This window comes from Cryobacterium sp. Hz7 (genome assembly GCF_004402815.1).
Taxonomy (GTDB): domain Bacteria; phylum Actinomycetota; class Actinomycetes; order Actinomycetales; family Microbacteriaceae; genus Cryobacterium; species Cryobacterium sandaracinum.
Window position 1 is genome coordinate 15,912 of record NZ_SOFB01000049.1, and the last position, 18,176, is coordinate 34,087.

Consider the following 18,176-nt stretch of genomic DNA (forward strand, 5'->3'; position numbering starts at 1 on the left):
CTTGCCCATCGCACCCGACGGCATGCCGTTGCACTTCTCGAACGGCCAGGTGCCCTCCGTGCCGTCGATCTGTCCCTGTTTTCATACCCACGGGGTATTCACCACGGAAGACATAAGCGAGATCCTGTTCTGAGACCAGAAAGCGAAAACCCCGAAGGAGAAATCATGACCGTCATCAGTTCGAACACCGACACCGAGGCGCTGACGCTCACCTTCGTGGCCGATTTCGACGCGAGCCCGGAGCGGGTGTGGCAGCTCTGGGAGGACCCGCGTCAGCTCGAGCGCTGGTGGGGCCCGCCGACCTGGCCGGCCACCTTCGAGCGGCACGACTTCGTGCCCGGCGGCCGGTCGAACTACTACATGACCGGCCCGGACGGCGAGAAGGGGCCCGGCTGGTGGGTGACCACGCTGATCCAGCCGCCGCGCCGGTTGGAATTCGAGGACGGCTTCGCCGACGAGAACGGTGACCCGATTCTCGAGATGGGCTCGGTGCGGGCCGTGGTGACTCTGGAGGAGGCCGACGGTCGTACCCGCATGACCACGGTGTCGACGTTTGCGAGTCTCGAGCAAATGCAACAGATTTCCGAGCCGGGTATGGAGGAGGGTATGCGCCAGGCCATGGGGCAGATCGACAGGCTTCTCGCTGAAGACGACAGCGCCTGACCGGAGCGCCGTCGCCGGCGGTCGCGCCTCGCTCAGTGCACGAGCGCCTTGAGTGCGATCAGTGCCAAGCCCATGCCCGCCGTTCCCGCCGCGGTGGCGAGCTTCGCGCGTGAACCGGCCTGCCGTTGCCGGGCAGCCCACCAACCCAGCACCGCGAGGGTGATCACAGCAGCCCACAGTGAAAGGTCTACGGCCGCATCTATCGACCACCCGAGGAGTGCGGCGAGGATCAGGCAGGCTACCGGCACGATGAGCGCCCATAACAGCCCGGCTGAGCGTTGCAGCGCCTCACGGACCGCCTCCCGCCAGCTCAGGTCCCGATTGCCGACGATCTCGGCGTACACATGCGCGCCCCAGAACACCAGGACGGTTCCCACGGTACGGGCGATGAGGGCCGGCAGGCCGGGGTTGTACAGGGAGAACGCGGAAATGAGACCCGCGGTCAGCACAGTGCCGTAGACGGCCTCCGCGTTCATGGCCCGCGACACCCACGGGTAGCGCCGCAACCGGGCATCCAGGTCGAACCCCGAAGGCTTCACCGCCACCGCCGTTTCCGCATTGGCAACTCGCTGCCGCCGCGGTCAGCATAGTCGGGCGAGCTGCGTGTGACCCTACATCAGCAACCACGCCGCGCCAGCATCGTTGGGCGGTCGCGGTCGCGGTCGCGTTCTCGGGCATGCGTCGGGCGGAGAAGTTGCCCTCCCCGGAGAAGACCGTACGGCAGGCGGACCGCGACGAGCCTGCGCCGTTCTGACTCGGGATCCGCGATTTCGCGTGCACGTGTTACACGGCGTTGCCGGCGATCCAGTCCAGAACGGCAGGAGTCGCATGGCGAGCGCGTGGCCCAACTCCGTGTCGACACGAGTGCCCCAAGGCCACGACCTCCGCCCGGTTGCTGGCTCCCGAGCACACGGCCAGCCGCCCCGAATATGCGGATGCCTTGCTGGACGACGTACTGGCCGGTCAGACCTCGGGCTCCCGGGCGACCACGCCTGAGACTTCGACGAGCTGGCGGCGACCATCGGCACCCTCATCGGGAGCGACGTCACCTTCCGCAACCTCACCCCGGCCGCGCACGCGGACATGCTGACGGGATTCGGACTCGACGCGGGCCTGGTGGGCTTTGTTGTGGGGCTCGACACCGACATCCGTGACGGCCTGCTCGGTGAGACCACCGGTGACCTCGCGTGCCTCACCGGCAAGCCGCCGACCCCGCTCGCCGCGGGTTTGGCTCGTGCGTCGTGAGGTGGTTGCTCGAGGCGAAGAACGGGGCCTCGGTGACCGACGCTCGATCGGCATCGGCATCGGCAGGCGTCTGGCCAGCCCCGAGGGGGCGACGAGCAGGTGGAAGCCTTTGCGGGCAAGGATTGGCACAACCTCAGCCTGCCGGCCAAGGTGGAGGGCCAACGAAGAAACCCCAGTTCTGCGACTGGGGCTTCTTCATTGCGACCTCTGCAGAACTCGGGCTAGTGGCTCAGTGCCGGTTCCTCGAACTGGTTCATCGTGTTGTTGGTGCCGCCGGCCTTCAGGGCGGCCTCGCCGGCGAAGTACTCCTTGTGGTTGTCACCGATGTCGGAGCCGGACATGTTCTGGTGCTTGACCGTGGCGATCCCCTCACGGATCTCTCGACGCTGCACACCCTTGACGTAGGCGAGCATGCCCTGGTCGGCGAAGTAGCCCTTGGCCAAGTCATCGGTGGACAGCGCGGCCGTGTGGTAGGTCGGCAAAGTGATGAGGTGGTGGAAGATGCCGGCCTCGGCCGAGCCGTCGCGCTGGAAGGTGCGGATGCTCTCGTCAGCGATCTGAGCGAGCTCGGTCTCGTCGTAGGCGACGCTCATCAGCTTCGCGCGGTCGTAGGCCGACACGTCCCTGCCCTCGGCGAGCAGGTTGTCGTACGCCTGCTGACGGAAGTTGAGCGTCCAGTTGAACGACGGGCTGTTGTTGTAGACCAACTTGGCGTTCGGGATGACCTTGCGAACCTCGTTCATCATTCCGGCGATCTGGGCGACGTGCGGCTTCTCCGTCTCAATCCAGAGCAGGTCCGCGCCGTTCTGCAGCGAGGTGATGCTGTCGAGAACGCAACGGGCCTCACCGGTTCCCTGACGGAACTGGAACAGGTTGCTTGCCAGGCGCTTGGGGCGCAGCAGCTTGCCGTCGCGCTTGATGACAACATCCCCGTTACCCAACTCGGCCTCGGTGATCTCGTCGACGTCGAGGAAGGAGTTGTACTGGTCGCCCAGGTCCCCGGGCTGGTAGGTCACGGCGAGCTTCTGCGTCAGGCCGGCACCGAGCGAGTCGGTGCGCGAGACGATGATGCCGTTGTCGATGCCGAGCTCGAGGAACGCGTACCGCACGGCGTTGATCTTCGCGATGAAGTCCTCGTGGGGAACGGTGACCTTGCCGTCCTGGTGGCCGCACTGCTTCTCGTCCGAGACCTGATTCTCGATCTGGATGGCGCAGGCGCCTGCCTCGATCATCTTCTTGGCCAGAAGGTACGTCGCCTCGGGGTTACCGAAACCGGCGTCGATGTCCGCGATGATCGGCACGACGTGGGTCTCGTAGTTGTCGATCTGTTCCTGGATGTCCGCGGCCTTGGCGTCGTTGCCGGCGGTACGGGCCCCGTCCAGGGCGGTGAATAGCAGGTCCAGCTCGCGGGCGTCGGCCTGGCGGAGGAAGGTGTAGAGCTCCTCGACCAGCGCGGGAACGGCCGTCTTCTCGTGCATGGACTGGTCGGGCAGCGGGCCGAAGTCGCTTCGCAGAGCAGCGACCATCCAGCCGGACAGGTACAGGTAGCGCTTGTTCGTGGTCTTCAGGTGCTTCTTGATCGAGATCATCTTCTGCTGGCCGATGAAGCCGTGCCAGACTCCGAGGGACTGTGTGTAGACGGAGGAGTCCGCGTCGTACTCCGCCATGTCCTTGCGCATGATGTCGGCGGTGTACTGGGCGATTTCGAGGCCGGTCTTGAAGCGGTTCTGTGCACGCATGCGGGCGACCGACTCAGGGTTGATCGCGTCCCAGCTGCTTCCGGCCGCGTTCTTGAGAGCTTCGACAGCCTGGGTGTCGTCTTGATAGATGGTCATGTGCATTCCTTCGACGTTGAATTGTGCAGAGCGTTGGACGGCTTCCGGCGGCCCGTTATCGGCTACTAATTGAAGACTGCTGCAATAACAAGCGGTCTTCTTCACGATTCCCGGCAGAACTTTTGGGATTCTTCTTCGTTTGAGAAGAATTCCCTGAGCGAGCCGGATCGTGACCGGGAATATGCCGAGATCGACGACCCAGGTGGGATCGGAGGGGAGGCCACCCCGGTGGATCCCTCCCCGCGCGACTAGGGTGTTGCGCGGAAGAAAGCTTTGACAGGAGGACCACCTGAGCCCTGACCGTGGCTGGGGTGTTCCTCGCGGGAAAGGCACGGCGGCAGAACCGCACCAATCAAAGGAAATCACTATGAACAGCACACCTTCAGTAATCGTTTTCGACGTCAACGAAACCCTCTCCGATATGTCCCCGCTGAGCGCCCGGTTCGTGGAGATCGGAGCCCCGGCCCACCTGGCCCGGGTCTGGTTCGCCTCGCTGCTGCGGGACGGCTTCGCCCTCGCCGCCGCGGGAGGAACCGCGCAATTCTCCATGATCGGATCCGAGATCCTGCGCGGGGTCCTCCGCGACGTCGACCTGACCCGTAGCCTCGACGACTCGGTGCGCCACGTGATGGACGGCTTCGAGACGTTGAGCCTGCATCCGGACATTGCCGACGGCATCCGTGATCTGAAAAGTGCAGGGTTGCGCCTGGTGACCTTCTCCAACGGATCCGCGCAGGTGGCCGAGTCCCTCCTGACCCGGGCGGGTCTCCGAGGGGAGTTCGAGGCTCTGCTCACGGTGGAGGACGCCCCGGCCTGGAAGCCGGTTCGGGCCGCCTACGACTACGCCGCGGATGTCTGCGGAGTGAAGCCGGGCGACCTGCTCCTGGTGGCCGTGCACCCCTGGGACATCCACGGGGCCGCGCAGGCAGGCCTCCGCACTGCGTGGCTGAACCGCGCCGATGAGATCTACCCCAGCTTCTTCGCGGCACCGGACCACACCATCACCGCCCTCGGCGAACTGGCCACCCAGCTCGCCCGCGACTCGCACCCCGCCCATCGCCCCTAACGAATTCGACGGAGATTTTGGCTCTGGAGCCCGGTTTGTGGCCCACACAGGTCGAAAATCGGAAAATCTCCGTCGAATTCGTTCGGGCGGGCCGTGGTCTGGGGGCAAGGGCTGTCGGGAAAGAGACCGAGGCCGATGGTGGCGCTCTGGATACCCTAGGGGGTATACTGATACTTTCAGTGAATCGAGAAGGAGTCAGCTATGTGCAGCCCCATTCGTTGTAACCGTTGCGGCAAGATCACCTGGACCGGTTGCGGTGAGCACGTCGACAGCGTCATGGCCGACATCCCGCCCGCTCAGCGCTGCACCTGCAACTAGGCATGAAGAACCTCGTCGCAGCACTCGTCCTGGCCGGTGCCGCCCTGTTCGGCCTCACCGCGTGCTCCGCTCCGGTCGCCCCGGCGGCTGAGTCCGCCATGGCGGCCGGCACCGTCGTGATCGACGTGCGCACCCCCGGGGAGTACGCCGCCGGTCACCTCGAAGACGCGCTGAACATCGATGTGCAGTCATCCGACTTCGACAGCCAGGTTGCGGCGTTGCCGACCGACGGCGACTACGTCGTGTACTGCCGCTCGGGCAGCCGTTCGGCCGCCGCGGCGGCCCGTCTGGCCGATCTCGGGTTCACCTCGGTGACGGATGCCGGCGCCATGTCTGCCGCCACCGTCTCCACCGGTCTGCCGATCGTCACGACCCCGTAGTGCCCGCAACACCGGCACCACCCACAACACCGCGAAGGGCACCCACGAGCGTGGGTGCCCTTCGCTGTGTTGCCGGTGCTTAGCCGCCGAAAGCGACGAGGTGCTTTCGAAAGCGGCCAGCAGTCGCTCGTAGACCTTCAGCACGTCGGGGGCGGTGACGCCCTCGACCGCGATGGTCAGATCGGCGATGTCGGTCTCCTCGACCGCGCGTCCGGCCTCCATAGCGGTGTCCACGCTGACCGAGCCCTCGGCGAGGAGGGTGTCGTAGAGGTCCTGGGTGTCGTCGGTCAGGAACTCGTCGGCCTCCAGTCCGACGGTCGGGTCGGTGAGCTCATACCGCTCCAGGAGGGTGCACACGGCATCCAGGTGCTTGGATTCCGACTTGGCGATGCGGGTAGAGAGCGCCGGGTCGTAATGGGCGTCGAATGCGGCGTACAGGTCGTACGCGAGCTTCTCTTCTTCGCTCATCGCCGCGAGCTCTGACTTCTGGTCCTCGGTCAGCGTGCCCATGACCATGCCGCTCGGGTTCGACTGGCCGGCCTGGGGGGCGTCGCCGGGAGTCGGTAAGGCGGAGAGGCCGGTCAGGCAGACGCCTTGTCGGCGGCCTGGCGTGCTGCGATGCTGGCGTGCACCTCGTCCATGTCGAGGCTCCGCACGGCGGTGATGACCTCTTCCAGTGAGGAGGCGTTCAGGGCGCCGGGCTGGGAGAACACCAGCACTTTATCGCGGAAGGCCATCAGCGTCGGGATCGAACGGATGCCCGCGGCGGCGGCCAGGCTCTGCTCGGCCTCGGTGTCGACCTTGGCGAACACGATGTCGGGGTGCTTCTCGGACGCGGCGGTGAAGGTGGGCGCGAACATGCGGCACGGGCCGCACCAGGCCGCCCAGAAGTCCACCAGCACGATGGAGTTGTCGGTGATGGTCTGGTCGAAGGTTTTCTCGGTGGTGTCAATGGTTGCCATGACTCCAGAATATACCCCATGGGGTATTTTGGTCAAGCGTCGGGCGGCGCCCGGAGCGGCCCGACAGGTTGCTTTTCAGATACCCCTGGGGGTATCGTATCCAATGTGCGATCCGATCGCACGCACAACGCAGGCAAGACGTCAGCACGACGCACGCAAGACTTGGAGGACTTCGAACCATGGACGTTATCGTTATCGAAACCCCGCAGCTGGGAGACCGCAGCTACCTGGTGCACGACGGCGCGGTCGCGCTGGTCATCGACCCGCAGCGCGACACCGACCGGGTGGAGAGCGCGGCACGCGAGGCCGGAGTCACCATCACCCACGTCGCCGAGACCCACCTGCACAACGACTACGTGACCGGCGGCTTCGCGCTCGCCCGGGTGCACGGCGCGAAGTACCTGGTCAACGCCGCCGACTCCGTCACTTTCGAGCGGGAGCCGGTCACCGACGGCCAGGTCTTCCCAGTCGGCGGCCTGACCGTCACCGTGGTGGCCACGCCGGGGCACACCCACACCCACGTGTCCTACATCGTCAGAGACGGCAGCGAAGAGGCGGTCTTCTCCGGCGGCAGCCTGCTGTTCGGCTCGGTCGGACGCACCGACCTGGTAGCCACGACCGACACGGTCGCGCTCACCCACGACCAGTATGCCTCGGTGCGCCGGCTCGTGCACAAGGCCGAGCATGACGCCGCGCTCTTCCCGACCCACGGGTTCGGCTCCTTCTGCTCCAGCGGCCCGGCCACCGGCGCCGGAGCATCCACCATCGGCGAACAGCTCACGGCGAACCACGCCCTGACCGACTCCGATGAGGAGCACTTCGTGCGCGACCTGATCACCAACCTCACCGCCTACCCCTCCTACTACGCGCACATGGCCCCCGCGAATACGCAGGGTCCCGGCGCGCCGAACCTGCAGGTGCCCGAGTCCCTCGACGCCGTCGAGCTCACCCGGCGCCTGGCCGAGGGGGAGTGGGTCGTCGACCTGCGCAACCGGGTCGCGTTCTCGAGTAACCACCTGCAGGGTGCCGTGAGCTTCGAATACGGCAACGGCTCGAACTTCACCACCTACCTGGGCTGGGTTCTGCCCTGGAAGGAGCAGCTCACCCTGGTCGGCGACCGCGCAGACGTCGAGGACGCCATCCGTGACCTGTCGCGCATCGGCATCGACTCGCCGGATGCCGCCATCGGCACCGAGCCGCACGCCCTGGCCCCGGATGCCCCGGTCGCCACCTACCCGCGTGTGGGCTGGGTCGGGATGCTGCAGGGCCGCGCCGAACAGGATGTCCTCCTGGACACCCGTCGCGCCGACGAGTTCGCCGGTTCCCACCTGCTCGGTGCGGTGAATGTTCCGCTGCACGAGTTGCTCTCCCGGATGGAGGAGATCCCGGCCGGCACAATCTGGGTGCACTGCGGTTCCGGCTACCGTGCCGGGGTCGCCGCCAGCCTTCTGCAGCGCGCCGGCCGTGAGGTCGTGCACGTCGACGGGAACTTCGACGAGGCCACGGCTGCCGGACTCACCCTGGCCGAGCTGACCGTCTAACCCCATGCCGGGAAAGCGAACGGCGATCCACCCGGCCGAGAAGCGCAGTCCCGGCTCGTGGACCGTCCCTGGAAGATGCTGCCGATCGGTGTGCTCTTCGGTTCTGGCCTCGACACTGTCGTCTCGATCAGTCTCTCCGTTTTTGCCCGGGGTGCTCACGCCGGGCCTGTTTTGGTACGCGGCCCTGGTGCTCCCCATCGTCTTCTGGGAGCGGTCCTGTTCGGCGTCGTCGCGCTGACCGGAGTCCTCCTGGTTCTGTGGGCACCATTCCGCCCCAATCTGTCCCTGGAAAGGCACTCATAATGGAACTCACCCCGCAGCAAGTCTTCAGCCGCCTGGCCGAGGCGCAGATCGTCGAAGTGCGGGAAACCCCCGAGCTTCTCGACGGCATGATCGCCGGAGCCCGGCACATTCCGCTCAGTACGATTCCGGAGAACACCGCAGCTCTGGACCCGAAGCGACCCGTGATCCTGGGCTGTCGCAGCGGGAGTCGCAGCGCCAGCGCCGCCGACTACGTGGCTGCCGCGGGATTCGACGCGAATACGATGACGGGCGGAATGCTCGAGTGGACTGCTGAGCGGCTGCCCACTGTTCTGCCTCAGCGCCCGTGATCATCGCGGCCCTCGTCCTCGGGCTCATCGTCGGGTCCCTGCTGGGCCTGGTCGGTGGGGGCGGGGCGATCATCGCCGTGCCGGCCCTCGTCTACGGGGTCGGGCTGCCGTTGGAGGAGGCGATCCCCACCTCCCTGATCGTTGTCGGAGCGGCCTCCGCCGTCGCCGTGCTCCCGCGGCTGCGTCGCGGCGTCAACTGGCGGCTGGCCACCATCGTCGGGTCGGCCGGGGTGGCGACCGCCTACCTGGGCACCATGGTCAACCGGCTGCTTAACCCGGGAGTTCTGTTGCTGATTTTCGCCGTGATCATGGTGATCGCCGGCATCCGCATGTTCATGCCGCCCCGACCTGGCGGCGGCCCCTGTGCGCTCCCGGGCGGGGAGATCAGGTGGCGCAGCTGCCTGCCCCGCGCGCTCGCCACCGGCGCGGTGGTCGGTTTCCTGACCGGGCTGCTCGGAGTCGGTGGAGGCTTCCTCATCGTGCCCGCGCTCACCCTCGTGCTCGGCCTGCCCATGAGCGTGACCGTGGGAACCTCGCTGGTCATCATCGTCATCAACTCGTTGGCCGGGTTCACCGCGCACCTGGGTGACGTGCAGATCGACTGGGCCGTGACCGGTGCGTTCGCCGTGACGGCCATGGCTGCGTCGCTGATCGCCGGCCGGCTCGCCCGCGGACTGTCCGACACTGTGCTGAAACGCGGATTCGCCGTTCTGGTTCTGCTCGTCGCGGTCTATGTGGCCGTGCAGGCCGTGGTGGCGCTTGTCGACTAGGACAGCGCTAGGAACAGCTTTTCGAGTTCCTCCACGTGGAGGGGCTTCTTGTCAACGGTGTCGCCCTGGTCGGGGAGACACTCCTTCATCGCGGAGGTGATGATCGTGAAGCCGGCGCGGTCGATGGCGCTGGAGACGGCGGCGAGCTGGGTGACGACCGCCCGGCAGTCGGTGCCTGCTTCGACGGCGGCGATCACCGCGACGAGTTGCCCCTGGGCGCGCTTGAGCCGGCTCATGGTCTTGCGCAGATCATCTGGCCTTGTCGGGTCTGACTACATGTGTATAAAATACCCCGTGGGGTATCAACCCTCTTGACAATCGAGGAATCAGCCACACCATGAGAATCTCTAGAACGTTCACCGACCTCCGCATCTGGCCTCGCCGAAGACGGATGGTCGCAGCCGGCATCGCGGCGGCGGCGTTAACCGCGCTGACACTCGCCTCGGGCTCCGTTGCCGTGGCCGGCGGATCACTGATGTTCCCCGGTGCCGTCTGGGCCTATGCGGTCACGGTCGTCGGGGCCGGGCTGATCGGCCTGGTCGTCGCCAGCTACTTCGATGCCCCGATCGGCGGGGAAGCCACCCGGTGTGACGTGCGCTGGCCCGTGCTCGGCGCCTGATCGCGGTTTATCTCACCACCGAACTGCGGGAGGCCGTTCCACTTATCGCGGCCGCCGTTCGCCCGGTCGTCGCCGTCGCCGCGATCGCGCTGCTGGCGTGGGCGCTGCTCGAGCGTCTGGGCATCGAGCACCGTGCCGTCGACGATCGGAGTGTAAACGGTGAGGACGGCGAGGTCTGCACGACCTGCAAGCCGCTGTTCCCGGCGACGCGGAGCCGCTGACACCGTTAGGGCGCCAGAGGGTCGAGCCGACCGGCAACCACAGGAAGTCAAACCCCCAACAGTCGCACCGACGCTCCACTGCCCGGAAGACCGTGGTGCTCAGGAGGTCACGTTCCTGCGCGCTGAGACCGCCGAGTTCCGGTCTGCTCCCGACGAAGGTCTCCAACGGCCGATGATGTTTTGGCTGGTCTCCCCGTTCCAGATCACCGGGTACACCGCTACATGGATTCCGCGACCACGGCCAGCACGTTGGCGGCCGGGTCCGTGAACCAGGCGATTTGGGCCCGGTCTTCCTCGTCGCGCATGATGCCCTTCTCGTCGTTGGGCGGCATGTCGGCCAGATCCGCATCGCCGTAGATCTTCGTGGTCACGCCGCGGGCGTTGAGCTCGTCGACCGTCTTCTCGACGTCGTCGGTCATGAAGTTGAGAACGGTGAAGGACGCCGGCACATGATCGGGCTTGACGTAAATGAACAGCTGCGCGCCGTTGCCGAGCCGAACCTCGAGGTTGCCCATCATGCCCTCCGTGACGGAGAGACCGAGGGTCTCACCGTAGAAGCGTTTTGCCTTGTCGATGTCGTCAACGGAGAACGAACTGAAGGCCTCGGAACTGGTGAACATGTCAATCTCCTTCGTCAGGAACCATGTGGTTCGCCGACGACGATTGCACTCTGCACCAGAGTTGGATAGCCCCCGGCAGGGTAGCGGATCGCGGATACCCCGTGCCCTGCCGAGGCAGGTGCCTAGTAGCTGCGCGGCTGGCGCGGCGGGCGCTCGGTGCGGCCCTCGCGACGGACCGGTCCGCCGCCGTCGGCACGGATTTCGATGAGCTTGCCGCTGATGCGGGTGTTCTCCAGTCGGCCCAGCACGTCGCCCGGCATGTCGGCCGGCAGCTCGACGAGCGAGTATTCCGGGTTGATCTGGATGTGACCGAAGTCTTCGCGGCTCAGGCCACCCTCGTTGGCGAGAGCGCCGACGATCTGGCGCGGTTCCACCTTGTGGCGCTTGCCGACCTCGATGCGGTACGAGGCCATCGCGCGGTTGTTGTCGCGGGGGCGGCGTTCCACCCGCTCCACGCGTTCGCCGCGCTCTGCGCGTTCGTCACGGCGGTCGCCGCGACCGGCGTCGGCGCGGGCGCGCTCTGCCCGGTCGCCGCGGTCGGCACGCTCGGGCCGCTGCGCGCGGGCATCCGCCTGGGTGAGCAGCAGGGGAGTCTCTCCCTGGGCGACGACCGCCAGGGCCGCCGCGACATCCGCTTCGGGCACGTCGTGATGTGCGACGTAGTGACCGATGATGTCGCGGAAGGCGCCGATCCGTTCGGACTGGCCGAGGGCCTCGGTGATGGCGTCGTCGAAGCGTGCCAGGCGGGTGACATTGACGTCTTCGAAGCTGGGCAGCTGCATCTGCGTCAGCGGCTGGCGGGTCGCCCGCTCGATGGCGTTGAGCAGGTGTCGCTCGCGCGGCGTGACGAAGCTGATCGCTGCGCCGCTGCGGCCGGCTCGGCCGGTGCGGCCGATGCGGTGCACGTACGACTCGGTGTCGATCGGGATGTCGTAGTTGACGACGTGGCTGATGCGGTCGACGTCGAGGCCGCGCGCGGCGACATCCGTTGCGACCAGGATGTCCAGCTTGCCGGACTTGAGCTGGTTGACGGTGCGCTCGCGCTGCACTTGGGCCACATCGCCGTTGATGACAGCGGCGGAGTAGCCGCGCGCGCGCAGCTTCTCGGCGAGCAGTTCGGTCTCGTTCTTGGTGCGGGTGAAGACGATCATGCCCTCGAAGTTCTCCACTTCGAGGATGCGGGTGAGCGCGTCGACCTTCTGCGGGTACGACACCATCAGGTAGCGCTGGGTCGTGTTCGCGGAGGTCGTGGTCTTGTTCTTGATCGTGATCTCTTCAGGGTCGTTCAGGTACTTCTTCGAAATCCGCCTGATCTGCGGCGGCATGGTCGCCGAGAACAGGGCGACCTGCTTGTCGTTCGGGGTGTCGGCGAGGATCGTCTCGACGTCCTCGGCGAAGCCCATCTTGAGCATCTCATCGGCCTCGTCGAGCACCAGGTACTTCAGCTGCGACAGGTCGAGCGTGCCCTTTTCGAGGTGGTCCATGATGCGGCCGGGCGTACCGACGACGATGTGCACCCCACGACGCAGCGCGGAGAGCTGCACGCCATAGCCCTGGCCGCCGTAGACGGGGAGCACGTGCACGCCGCGCATATGACCGGCGTACTTCTCGAATGCCTCACAGACCTGTAGGGCAAGCTCACGGGTCGGGGAGAGCACGAGTGCCTGCGGGGTCTTCTGCGCCAGGTCGAGGCGCGAAAGAATCGGCAGCGCGAACGCGGCAGTCTTGCCGGTTCCGGTCTGGGCGAGGCCGACGACGTCGCGCCCGGCGAGAAGCGGGGGGATGGTGGCGGCCTGAATGGCGGAGGGAGTTTCGTACCCGACGTCCTTGAGCGCCTTGAGCATCGAATCATTGAGCCCAAGGTCGGCGAAGGTTTTCGTGTCGCGGGCAGTATCTGCCTCGCTCTGCGTGGGGGTCGTGTCAGGGGTGTGCATACTACAACGGTAATCCATCGGAGAGTGCGCCCCGTTCGTGCGGGAGGATAAGACCATGTCGACAACGCAGCAGCAACCCTGGGTAAAGAACTATCAGCCGGGCGTCCCGGCCGAGATCGAGCTCCCCACGGAGTCGCTCGTCGCGATGCTCGAGCGGGCCGTGGCCGAGGCCGGTGACCACCCCGCACTCGAGTTCTTCGGGCGCCGCACGACGTACACCGAGCTCGGCGACCAGGTCGACCGGGTTGCGGAGGGTCTGCGGCACCTCGGGGTGCGAGCGGGAGACCGGGTGGCCCTGATCCTGCCGAACTGCCCCCAGCACGTCGTCGCCTTCTACGCGGTGCTGCGCCTGGGTGCCGTGGTGGTCGAGCACAATCCGCTGTACACCTCGCGGGAACTCCGCCACCAGTTCGAGGACCACCAGGCGCGCATCGTGATCGCCTGGGACAAGTCCGTGGCCTCCGTTCGCGCCTTCCCGCGCGACATCGAGATCGACCACATCGTGTCCGTGAACCTGCTCCTGGCGTTCCCGACCCTCAAGCGCCTCGCCCTGCACCTGCCGGTGAAGAAATTGCGCGAATCCCGCGAGGCCCTCACGATTGCCGCGCCGGGCACGATCCCGTGGAAGGAACTGCTCAGCCATCTCCCGATCGATCCCGCGCATCCGCGCCCGTCGGTCGACGACCTCGCGGCCCTCCAGTACACCTCGGGCACCACGGGCCAGCCCAAGGGCGCCATGCTCACCCACTTCAACCTGTACTCCAACGCTCTGCAGGGCGAGGCATGGATGCACGGGGCCGAGTACCGCAAGGAGGTCTTCTACGCGATCCTGCCGATGTTCCACGCGTTCGGTATGACCCTCTACCTGACCTACGGCATCCGTAAGCAAGGTCTGCTCGTCTTGTTCCCCAAGTTCGACCCCAACTTGATTCTCGACGCCATGAAGAAGTCGCCCGCCACGGTGTATTGCGCGGTGCCGCCGATCTACGAGCGCACGGCCGTGGTGGCGAAGGAGCGCGGAATCTCGCTGCGCTCCTGCAAGTACTGCATCTCGGGTGCGATGAACCTGCCCGACCATGTCGTGGAACTGTGGGAATCGGTGTCGGGCGGGCTGCTGGTGGAGGGCTATGGCATGACGGAGACGTCGCCGGTGGCCCTCGGCAACCCGTTCCACCCCACCCGCCGGCCCGGCACGGTCGGCGTGCCCTTTCCCTCCACGCTGATGAAGGTGGTCGACCTGGACGACCCCACCGTGGAGGTAGTGCAGGGCCGGCCCGGCGAGCTGCTCCTGAAGGGCCCCCAGGTTTTCCAGGGCTACTGGAACAACCCCGAGGAGACCGCGAAGGCCCTCCTCCCCGGCGGCTGGATGCGCACGGGGGACATCGTGACCGTCGACGCAGACGGCTTCACCACGATCGTGGACCGCGCCAAGGAACTCGTCATCACCGGCGGCTTCAACGTCTCGCCCTCGGAGGTCGAGGCGGTGCTGCGACTGCACGCGGATGTCGTCGACGCGGCCGTCGTCGGCAAGGCTCTCGAACGCGGCGGGGAAATGGTCGTCGCGGCAGTCGAGCTGAAGCCCGGAGTGCCGCTCGATGAGGATGCACTGCGGGAGCACTGCCGCGAGCACCTCGCCGCCTACAAGATCCCGCGCCGGATCGTCACGATCGAGGACATGCCCCGCTCCATGCTCGGCAAGATCCTGCGCAAGCAGGTGCGCGAGCAGGTTCTGCCGGGGCTCTGAGACTGATCAGAGGTGCTGCTCGAGCCGACGCTTCGTGAGCAGGTAGGCCCGGCGCAACCACGGATCGCCGTCGCCGGCCCAGCGATTGAGCACCCCGTCTGCCCGGGCCCGGCCCGGCGCATCCAACCGCTCCACCAGCGGACCCACCACGTCGACGGCGAGCGGGTCGACCAACTCGCGCAGGCGGGCACTTCGCACAAATCCCTCGATCCGGCTCAGGTCGGAGTTGTCCAGCACCCGCACATTCGATTGCAGCAGCACGACGGCCGCGAGACGGCGCTCGAACACCGGCACCGCCCACAGCTCGGAACTCAATGCTGTGATGTCGTCGTGCGTCAGGCCGGGATACCGGCGGCCGGCGTCCCGGATCGTTCCGCGCACCGCGCCGACCGAGGCACCGTAGAACCGCAGGTCGCTGCCCAGCCGCTCCTGCGCCGCCGCCGCCCGGTACGGATCCCCCTCGGCCTGCAGCGTCGCGTCTACGAAGCTGCCGGCGTCACTCACCCCTTCATTCTCGCGTTTCCGGAGGCTGCCGGCGCACCCCGGCCGTTACGCTGAGCGCATGACGACGGCATCGGAGAACACCGTGACGGACGCCCGATCCACCCGCCTGAGCAGCGTCAACCTCGCCGCCGCACTCCTCCTGATCGCACAGGCCGTTCTGGTCTCCGTGGTCGTCCTGGCCCAGAGCGCCCCGGTGCTGCTGCCGGTCACGGCCGGCTTCCCCGGCGGGCCGGTGGGTTCCCAGGCCGAAGCGCAGGTCGTCGACCTGGCCGCCGTGAACCTCGGGGTGGCCGTCGTCGTCCTGCTCGCCTTCTCCGCGCTCCTACGCCTCGCCGCCGTGACCCCGACGGTCGCCGGCAGCTACCGGCGCGGCCTGGCCGCCGCGCGCAATCCGCTGCGCTGGGTCGAGTACTCGCAGGTCTCCGCGATCACGGTGTTCCTCATCGCCCAGTTCAACGGCGTCACGGAGGTCGGCACGCTGGTGGCGCTCTACGCCATCACGGCGGGTGCCACGCTGTTCCTCGCACTGCAGGAGCGTGAACCGGCCGGCGGCTCGCTCCGGCCCTTCGTCTTCGGAGCCATGGTCGGCATCGTGCCGTGGGGCATCATCGCCTTCTACCAGGTCGGCGCCGGGGTCCTCCATGACGTGCCCGAACTCTTCGTGCGCACCGTCACCCTCTCGCTGCTCGCGGTGGCGGCCTTGGTCTGGACCAACGCCTGGCTCGGCCGGCGAGCCCACGGCGCATGGGCGCATCCGCACCGAGTGGAGATCGTGCAGATCACCCTCGTCACGCTCGGCACCACGCTGCTGGCCGCGCACGTGGTGTGGGGCGTGCTGCTCTAGGCGAGGTTCGACACCGTCAGGCGCGGGGCCGACTCCAGCAGGGCCTGCTCGAACCCGGCCAGTGCCTCGGCGGGGAGCGACCAGGCCTGCTTCGGGCATCCGTCACCGGGTCTGCCACCCGCATCCGTCGTCACGTTAATACGAAGATTTTTTGGTAAACGCCGGTCTTGGCGCCTGAGCGGCGTGTCGCCAAAATCTCCGAAGTTAGCGACGGCGCGCCGGGTCTCGACGGGCTCGACCGCCGGAAGACGAGCTCGACCGCCGGGCTCAAACGGGCTAGGCGAGCGCGCGGGCCACGTCCAGTCCGGAGCGCACGGCCCGAGAGATGCCCGACGGATGCCCGTGCAGCCGCCCGAAACCGTCTCCCGCCACGAAGATGCCGGGCTGGTCCGCGCTGCGGAAGAACGTGGAATCCGACCCCGAATCTGCAGGCACCACAGCATTCGCATACCGCCAGCGCTTCAACGCTGAGTCCAGAACGCGCACGCCGGGCAGCAGCCGGATCAGCTCGGCCAGCAGCTCCGCCTGCGAGAATGTGGCGTCCGCGTCCCAGGTCGCCTCGCTCCAGAGCGGGCTTGCAATGACCTCGAGCCACACCTGTCGGGCATCGTCCCGGTGCCTGACTCTAATCGTCTCGATGACTCCGTCGGGAGCGGACCAGCCCACGACGTCATTCACGACGTCGGCGCCGTCGACGATGCACAGCAGAACGGCCCGCCTGTCGTAGGCAGCCTCGAGCAGGCCGGGCGCGACAGCGATCCCGCTGCCGCGCAGCATCTGCAGGTTCTGTGGAACCGGCGCTGTGAGAACCACCGCCCGGCCCCCGAACGGTTCCCCCGAGTTGTGCGGCACGACGTGGATAAGACCGGAATCCTGCACGGCGAGGTGGGTGACGAAGGTGCGCCGGAGCGTCGTGCCGCCCGCCCACCGCTTGGCGATATCGCCCGCGGGCTCGTCGAACATCCACTTCGCGTAGCCCTCGGTGTCGGGCACGAACCGGGCTCCCGTTCGGCGGGTGATCTCGCGGGTGACCTCGGCGTCGTGACTGTGAACCGTGTCGACGGACGGGTTCAACAACCGGCCGCCGAGCGGGCGGCTCGCGAGCCGCCCGCCCGGCCGCGATCCCTTGTCGAGGAGGAGGACCGCACGACCGCGCTCCTGCAGGTTCCGGGCGATGGTCAGACCGCAGACGCCCGCACCGACCACGATGACGTCCCACGTTTCCATGTCTGGAGGCTAGTGCACGCGCGTTGCACGCGCATTGCACGCGCATTGCACGCACAGCGCGCCCACCGTGCAGTCGTACGCTTGTTCGTGTCGTCCTAGCTGCCGAGACCCGGCACGGATGCCGCAGCGCTGCATCCGCAGCACCGCCCACACAAAGGAGTCCCGCATGAAGATCGTTGTCACTGGTGGAAGCGGAAAGCTCGGCCGGACCGTCGTGACGTACCTCGTCGCCGAGGGCCACGAGGTACTGAACCTCGACCGCGACGGTGCCCGCAGCCACGATCTGGTGGTCGTGGACCTCACAGACTACGGCCAGGTCGTCGACGCGGTCCTCGGTGTCGATGACCGGCATAGCGGGTTCGACGCCATCGTGCACCTCGGCGCGATCCCGGCTCCCGGCCTGGTTCCCGACGTGGCCACGTTCCACAACAACATCCTCTCCACCTACAACGTGTTCCAGGCGGCCCGGCGGGCGGGCATCAAGAAGCTGGTCTACGCGTCCAGCGAGACTGTGCTCGGTCTCCCGTTCGACATCGACCCGCCCTATATTCCCGTAGACGAGGAGTACCCGGCCCGGCCCGAGAGCACCTACTCGCTGGTGAAGCACCTCGAGGAGCAGCTGGCGATCCAGCTCACCCGCTGGGATCCCGAACTCAGCATCACGGCTCTGCGCTTCTCCAACGTGAAGGACCCGGAGGACTACGCGGCCTTCCCCGCCTTCGACGCCGACGCCACCCTGCGCAAGTGGAACCTGTGGGGCTACATCGACGGCCGTGACGGCGCCCAGGCCGTGCTGCGGGCATTGCAGAACGCGAAGCCGGGCTTCGAGGCGTTCATCATCGCCGCCGCCGACACGGTGATGAGCCGGCCGAACGCCGAGCTGGCCGCCGAGGTCTTCCCCGGCGTCGAACTCCGGGAGGTCGGCGAGAACGACACCTTGCTCTCCATCGACAAGGCCCGACGGATGCTCGGCTACGCACCGCAGCACAGCTGGCGCGACCACGTGTAGCCGTTTCAGCCGATGAAGCAACGGATGCCCCCACCCGGCCGGGCAGGGGCATCCGTCTTTTCG

General features: G+C 67.0%; 20 protein-coding genes and 1 pseudogene. 11 read left to right on the plus strand and 10 right to left on the minus strand.

The genetic code is table 11. From position 1 onward, the window contains the following. The first annotated feature begins 165 nt into the window (after positions 1 to 165). A complete protein-coding gene (locus E3N86_RS10360; RefSeq protein ID WP_134511909.1) occupies positions 166 to 663 on the plus strand; it encodes an SRPBCC domain-containing protein in 498 nt (165 codons plus the stop codon). A 32-nt stretch (positions 664 to 695) separates the two neighbouring features. On the opposite strand, the gene E3N86_RS10365 is transcribed toward E3N86_RS10360, so the two are convergent. Further along, positions 696 to 1,202, minus strand: coding sequence for a hypothetical protein (locus E3N86_RS10365; RefSeq protein ID WP_134374464.1), 507 nt, complete (start codon positions 1,200 to 1,202; stop codon positions 696 to 698). 544 nt (positions 1,203 to 1,746) lie between these two features. Here E3N86_RS10365 and E3N86_RS16860 point away from each other — a divergent pair. Beyond that, positions 1,747 to 1,908, plus strand: a complete 162-nt coding sequence (locus tag E3N86_RS16860; protein WP_158250278.1) for a hypothetical protein — start codon at positions 1,747 to 1,749, stop codon at positions 1,906 to 1,908. A gap of 221 nt (positions 1,909 to 2,129) precedes the next feature. Here E3N86_RS16860 and E3N86_RS10370 read toward each other — a convergent pair whose 3' ends face one another. Then, entirely contained in the window at positions 2,130 to 3,743 is a 1,614-nt protein-coding gene (locus E3N86_RS10370) for an isocitrate lyase (RefSeq protein WP_104101516.1), read from the minus strand. 367 nt (positions 3,744 to 4,110) lie between these two features. Here E3N86_RS10370 and E3N86_RS10375 point away from each other — a divergent pair, with 367 nt between their 5' ends. Both E3N86_RS10375 and E3N86_RS10380 read left to right on the plus strand, forming a co-directional pair. Continuing rightward, positions 4,111 to 4,809 (plus strand): haloacid dehalogenase type II, encoded by a 699-nt coding sequence (locus E3N86_RS10375; RefSeq protein ID WP_104171164.1) that lies wholly within the window; start codon positions 4,111 to 4,113, stop codon positions 4,807 to 4,809. 320 nt (positions 4,810 to 5,129) lie between these two features. Continuing rightward, complete coding sequence (locus E3N86_RS10380) at positions 5,130 to 5,507, plus strand: rhodanese-like domain-containing protein (RefSeq protein WP_104101511.1); 378 nt, start codon at positions 5,130 to 5,132, stop codon at positions 5,505 to 5,507. Between the two features lie 174 nt (positions 5,508 to 5,681). Here E3N86_RS10380 and E3N86_RS17875 read toward each other — a convergent pair. Together E3N86_RS17875 and trxA are read right to left on the minus strand one after the other, a co-directional pair. Continuing rightward, positions 5,682 to 6,023 (minus strand): annotated as a pseudogene (locus tag E3N86_RS17875) (DUF2202 domain-containing protein); the annotation flags it as partial. A 65-nt stretch (positions 6,024 to 6,088) separates the two neighbouring features. After that, entirely contained in the window at positions 6,089 to 6,469 is a 381-nt protein-coding gene (gene trxA / locus E3N86_RS10390) for a thioredoxin (protein ID WP_104101506.1), read from the minus strand. A gap of 179 nt (positions 6,470 to 6,648) precedes the next feature. Between trxA and E3N86_RS10395 the strand changes: the two genes are divergently transcribed. From E3N86_RS10395 to E3N86_RS10405, 3 genes are all read left to right on the plus strand, one after another. Continuing rightward, positions 6,649 to 8,010 (plus strand): rhodanese-like domain-containing protein, encoded by a 1,362-nt coding sequence (locus E3N86_RS10395; protein WP_134374458.1) that lies wholly within the window; start codon positions 6,649 to 6,651, stop codon positions 8,008 to 8,010. A 302-nt stretch (positions 8,011 to 8,312) separates the two neighbouring features. Beyond that, positions 8,313 to 8,621, plus strand: a complete 309-nt coding sequence (locus E3N86_RS10400) for a rhodanese-like domain-containing protein (protein ID WP_134342391.1) — start codon at positions 8,313 to 8,315, stop codon at positions 8,619 to 8,621. Next, positions 8,618 to 9,391, plus strand: coding sequence for a sulfite exporter TauE/SafE family protein (locus E3N86_RS10405; protein ID WP_338145480.1), 774 nt, complete (start codon positions 8,618 to 8,620; stop codon positions 9,389 to 9,391). Before E3N86_RS10400 ends, E3N86_RS10405 begins: the two co-directional genes overlap by 4 nt. On the opposite strand, the gene E3N86_RS10410 is transcribed toward E3N86_RS10405, so the two are convergent. After that, on the minus strand, positions 9,388 to 9,627 hold the full coding sequence (locus tag E3N86_RS10410; RefSeq protein ID WP_134342390.1) for a metal-sensitive transcriptional regulator: 240 nt from the start codon (positions 9,625 to 9,627) through the stop codon (positions 9,388 to 9,390). The genes E3N86_RS10405 and E3N86_RS10410 overlap by 4 nt on opposite strands. A 101-nt stretch (positions 9,628 to 9,728) precedes the next feature. Between E3N86_RS10410 and E3N86_RS10415 the strand changes: the two genes are divergently transcribed. Further along, positions 9,729 to 10,010, plus strand: coding sequence for a hypothetical protein (locus E3N86_RS10415; protein WP_134511911.1), 282 nt, complete (start codon positions 9,729 to 9,731; stop codon positions 10,008 to 10,010). A 439-nt stretch (positions 10,011 to 10,449) separates the two neighbouring features. On the opposite strand, the gene E3N86_RS10420 is transcribed toward E3N86_RS10415, so the two are convergent. Continuing rightward, entirely contained in the window at positions 10,450 to 10,851 is a 402-nt protein-coding gene (locus tag E3N86_RS10420) for a VOC family protein (RefSeq protein ID WP_104101492.1), read from the minus strand. 122 nt (positions 10,852 to 10,973) lie between these two features. Next, on the minus strand, positions 10,974 to 12,785 hold the full coding sequence (locus tag E3N86_RS10425; RefSeq protein WP_134511912.1) for a DEAD/DEAH box helicase: 1,812 nt from the start codon (positions 12,783 to 12,785) through the stop codon (positions 10,974 to 10,976). Between the two features lie 55 nt (positions 12,786 to 12,840). Between E3N86_RS10425 and E3N86_RS10430 the strand changes: the two genes are divergently transcribed. Continuing rightward, positions 12,841 to 14,529 carry a long-chain-fatty-acid--CoA ligase gene (locus tag E3N86_RS10430; RefSeq protein WP_134342388.1) on the plus strand — a complete coding sequence of 563 codons (1,689 nt, stop codon included), beginning with the start codon at positions 12,841 to 12,843 and terminating at the stop codon, positions 14,527 to 14,529. 6 nt (positions 14,530 to 14,535) lie between these two features. Here E3N86_RS10430 and E3N86_RS10435 read toward each other — a convergent pair whose 3' ends face one another. Continuing rightward, positions 14,536 to 15,033: a DNA alkylation repair protein gene (locus E3N86_RS10435; protein WP_134374456.1), complete on the minus strand. Its 498-nt coding sequence runs from the start codon at positions 15,031 to 15,033 to the stop codon at positions 14,536 to 14,538. A gap of 58 nt (positions 15,034 to 15,091) precedes the next feature. On the opposite strand from E3N86_RS10435, the gene heR reads away from it, so the two are divergent. Next, positions 15,092 to 15,877, plus strand: coding sequence for a heliorhodopsin HeR (heR, locus tag E3N86_RS10440; RefSeq protein ID WP_134374454.1), 786 nt, complete (start codon positions 15,092 to 15,094; stop codon positions 15,875 to 15,877). Here heR and E3N86_RS16870 read toward each other — a convergent pair. Both E3N86_RS16870 and E3N86_RS10445 read right to left on the minus strand, forming a co-directional pair. Next, positions 15,874 to 16,011: a hypothetical protein gene (locus E3N86_RS16870; protein WP_166785074.1), complete on the minus strand. Its 138-nt coding sequence runs from the start codon at positions 16,009 to 16,011 to the stop codon at positions 15,874 to 15,876. The two genes, heR and E3N86_RS16870, sit on opposite strands and share 4 nt — an antisense overlap. Positions 16,012 to 16,153: 142 nt before the next feature. Beyond that, on the minus strand, positions 16,154 to 17,104 hold the full coding sequence (locus tag E3N86_RS10445; RefSeq protein WP_134511913.1) for an FAD-dependent oxidoreductase: 951 nt from the start codon (positions 17,102 to 17,104) through the stop codon (positions 16,154 to 16,156). Between the two features lie 166 nt (positions 17,105 to 17,270). Here E3N86_RS10445 and E3N86_RS10450 point away from each other — a divergent pair, with 166 nt between their 5' ends. Next, on the plus strand, positions 17,271 to 18,113 hold the full coding sequence (locus tag E3N86_RS10450; RefSeq protein ID WP_134374450.1) for an NAD(P)-dependent oxidoreductase: 843 nt from the start codon (positions 17,271 to 17,273) through the stop codon (positions 18,111 to 18,113). Positions 18,114 to 18,176 lie beyond the last annotated feature (63 nt).

What these genes read in the sequence shown, in the direction of transcription:
- E3N86_RS10410 (WP_134342390.1), bottom strand. Translation starts at nt 9,627, where the DNA reads ATGAGCCGGCTCAAGCGCGCCCAGGGGCAACTCGTCGCGGTGATCGCC.
- E3N86_RS10450 (WP_134374450.1), top strand. Translation starts at nt 17,271, where the DNA reads ATGAAGATCGTTGTCACTGGTGGAAGCGGAAAGCTCGGCCGGACCGTC.
- E3N86_RS10395 (WP_134374458.1), top strand. Translation starts at nt 6,649, where the DNA reads ATGGACGTTATCGTTATCGAAACCCCGCAGCTGGGAGACCGCAGCTAC.
- E3N86_RS10425 (WP_134511912.1), bottom strand. Translation starts at nt 12,785, where the DNA reads ATGCACACCCCTGACACGACCCCCACGCAGAGCGAGGCAGATACTGCC.
- E3N86_RS10430 (WP_134342388.1), top strand. Translation starts at nt 12,841, where the DNA reads ATGTCGACAACGCAGCAGCAACCCTGGGTAAAGAACTATCAGCCGGGC.
- E3N86_RS10420 (WP_104101492.1), bottom strand. Translation starts at nt 10,851, where the DNA reads ATGTTCACCAGTTCCGAGGCCTTCAGTTCGTTCTCCGTTGACGACATC.
- E3N86_RS16860 (WP_158250278.1), top strand. Translation starts at nt 1,747, where the DNA reads ATGCTGACGGGATTCGGACTCGACGCGGGCCTGGTGGGCTTTGTTGTG.
- trxA (WP_104101506.1), bottom strand. Translation starts at nt 6,469, where the DNA reads ATGGCAACCATTGACACCACCGAGAAAACCTTCGACCAGACCATCACC.
- E3N86_RS10380 (WP_104101511.1), top strand. Translation starts at nt 5,130, where the DNA reads ATGAAGAACCTCGTCGCAGCACTCGTCCTGGCCGGTGCCGCCCTGTTC.
- heR (WP_134374454.1), top strand. Translation starts at nt 15,092, where the DNA reads ATGACGACGGCATCGGAGAACACCGTGACGGACGCCCGATCCACCCGC.
- E3N86_RS10360 (WP_134511909.1), top strand. Translation starts at nt 166, where the DNA reads ATGACCGTCATCAGTTCGAACACCGACACCGAGGCGCTGACGCTCACC.
- E3N86_RS10375 (WP_104171164.1), top strand. Translation starts at nt 4,111, where the DNA reads ATGAACAGCACACCTTCAGTAATCGTTTTCGACGTCAACGAAACCCTC.
- E3N86_RS10370 (WP_104101516.1), bottom strand. Translation starts at nt 3,743, where the DNA reads ATGACCATCTATCAAGACGACACCCAGGCTGTCGAAGCTCTCAAGAAC.
- E3N86_RS10445 (WP_134511913.1), bottom strand. Translation starts at nt 17,104, where the DNA reads ATGGAAACGTGGGACGTCATCGTGGTCGGTGCGGGCGTCTGCGGTCTG.
- E3N86_RS10415 (WP_134511911.1), top strand. Translation starts at nt 9,729, where the DNA reads ATGAGAATCTCTAGAACGTTCACCGACCTCCGCATCTGGCCTCGCCGA.
- E3N86_RS10400 (WP_134342391.1), top strand. Translation starts at nt 8,313, where the DNA reads ATGGAACTCACCCCGCAGCAAGTCTTCAGCCGCCTGGCCGAGGCGCAG.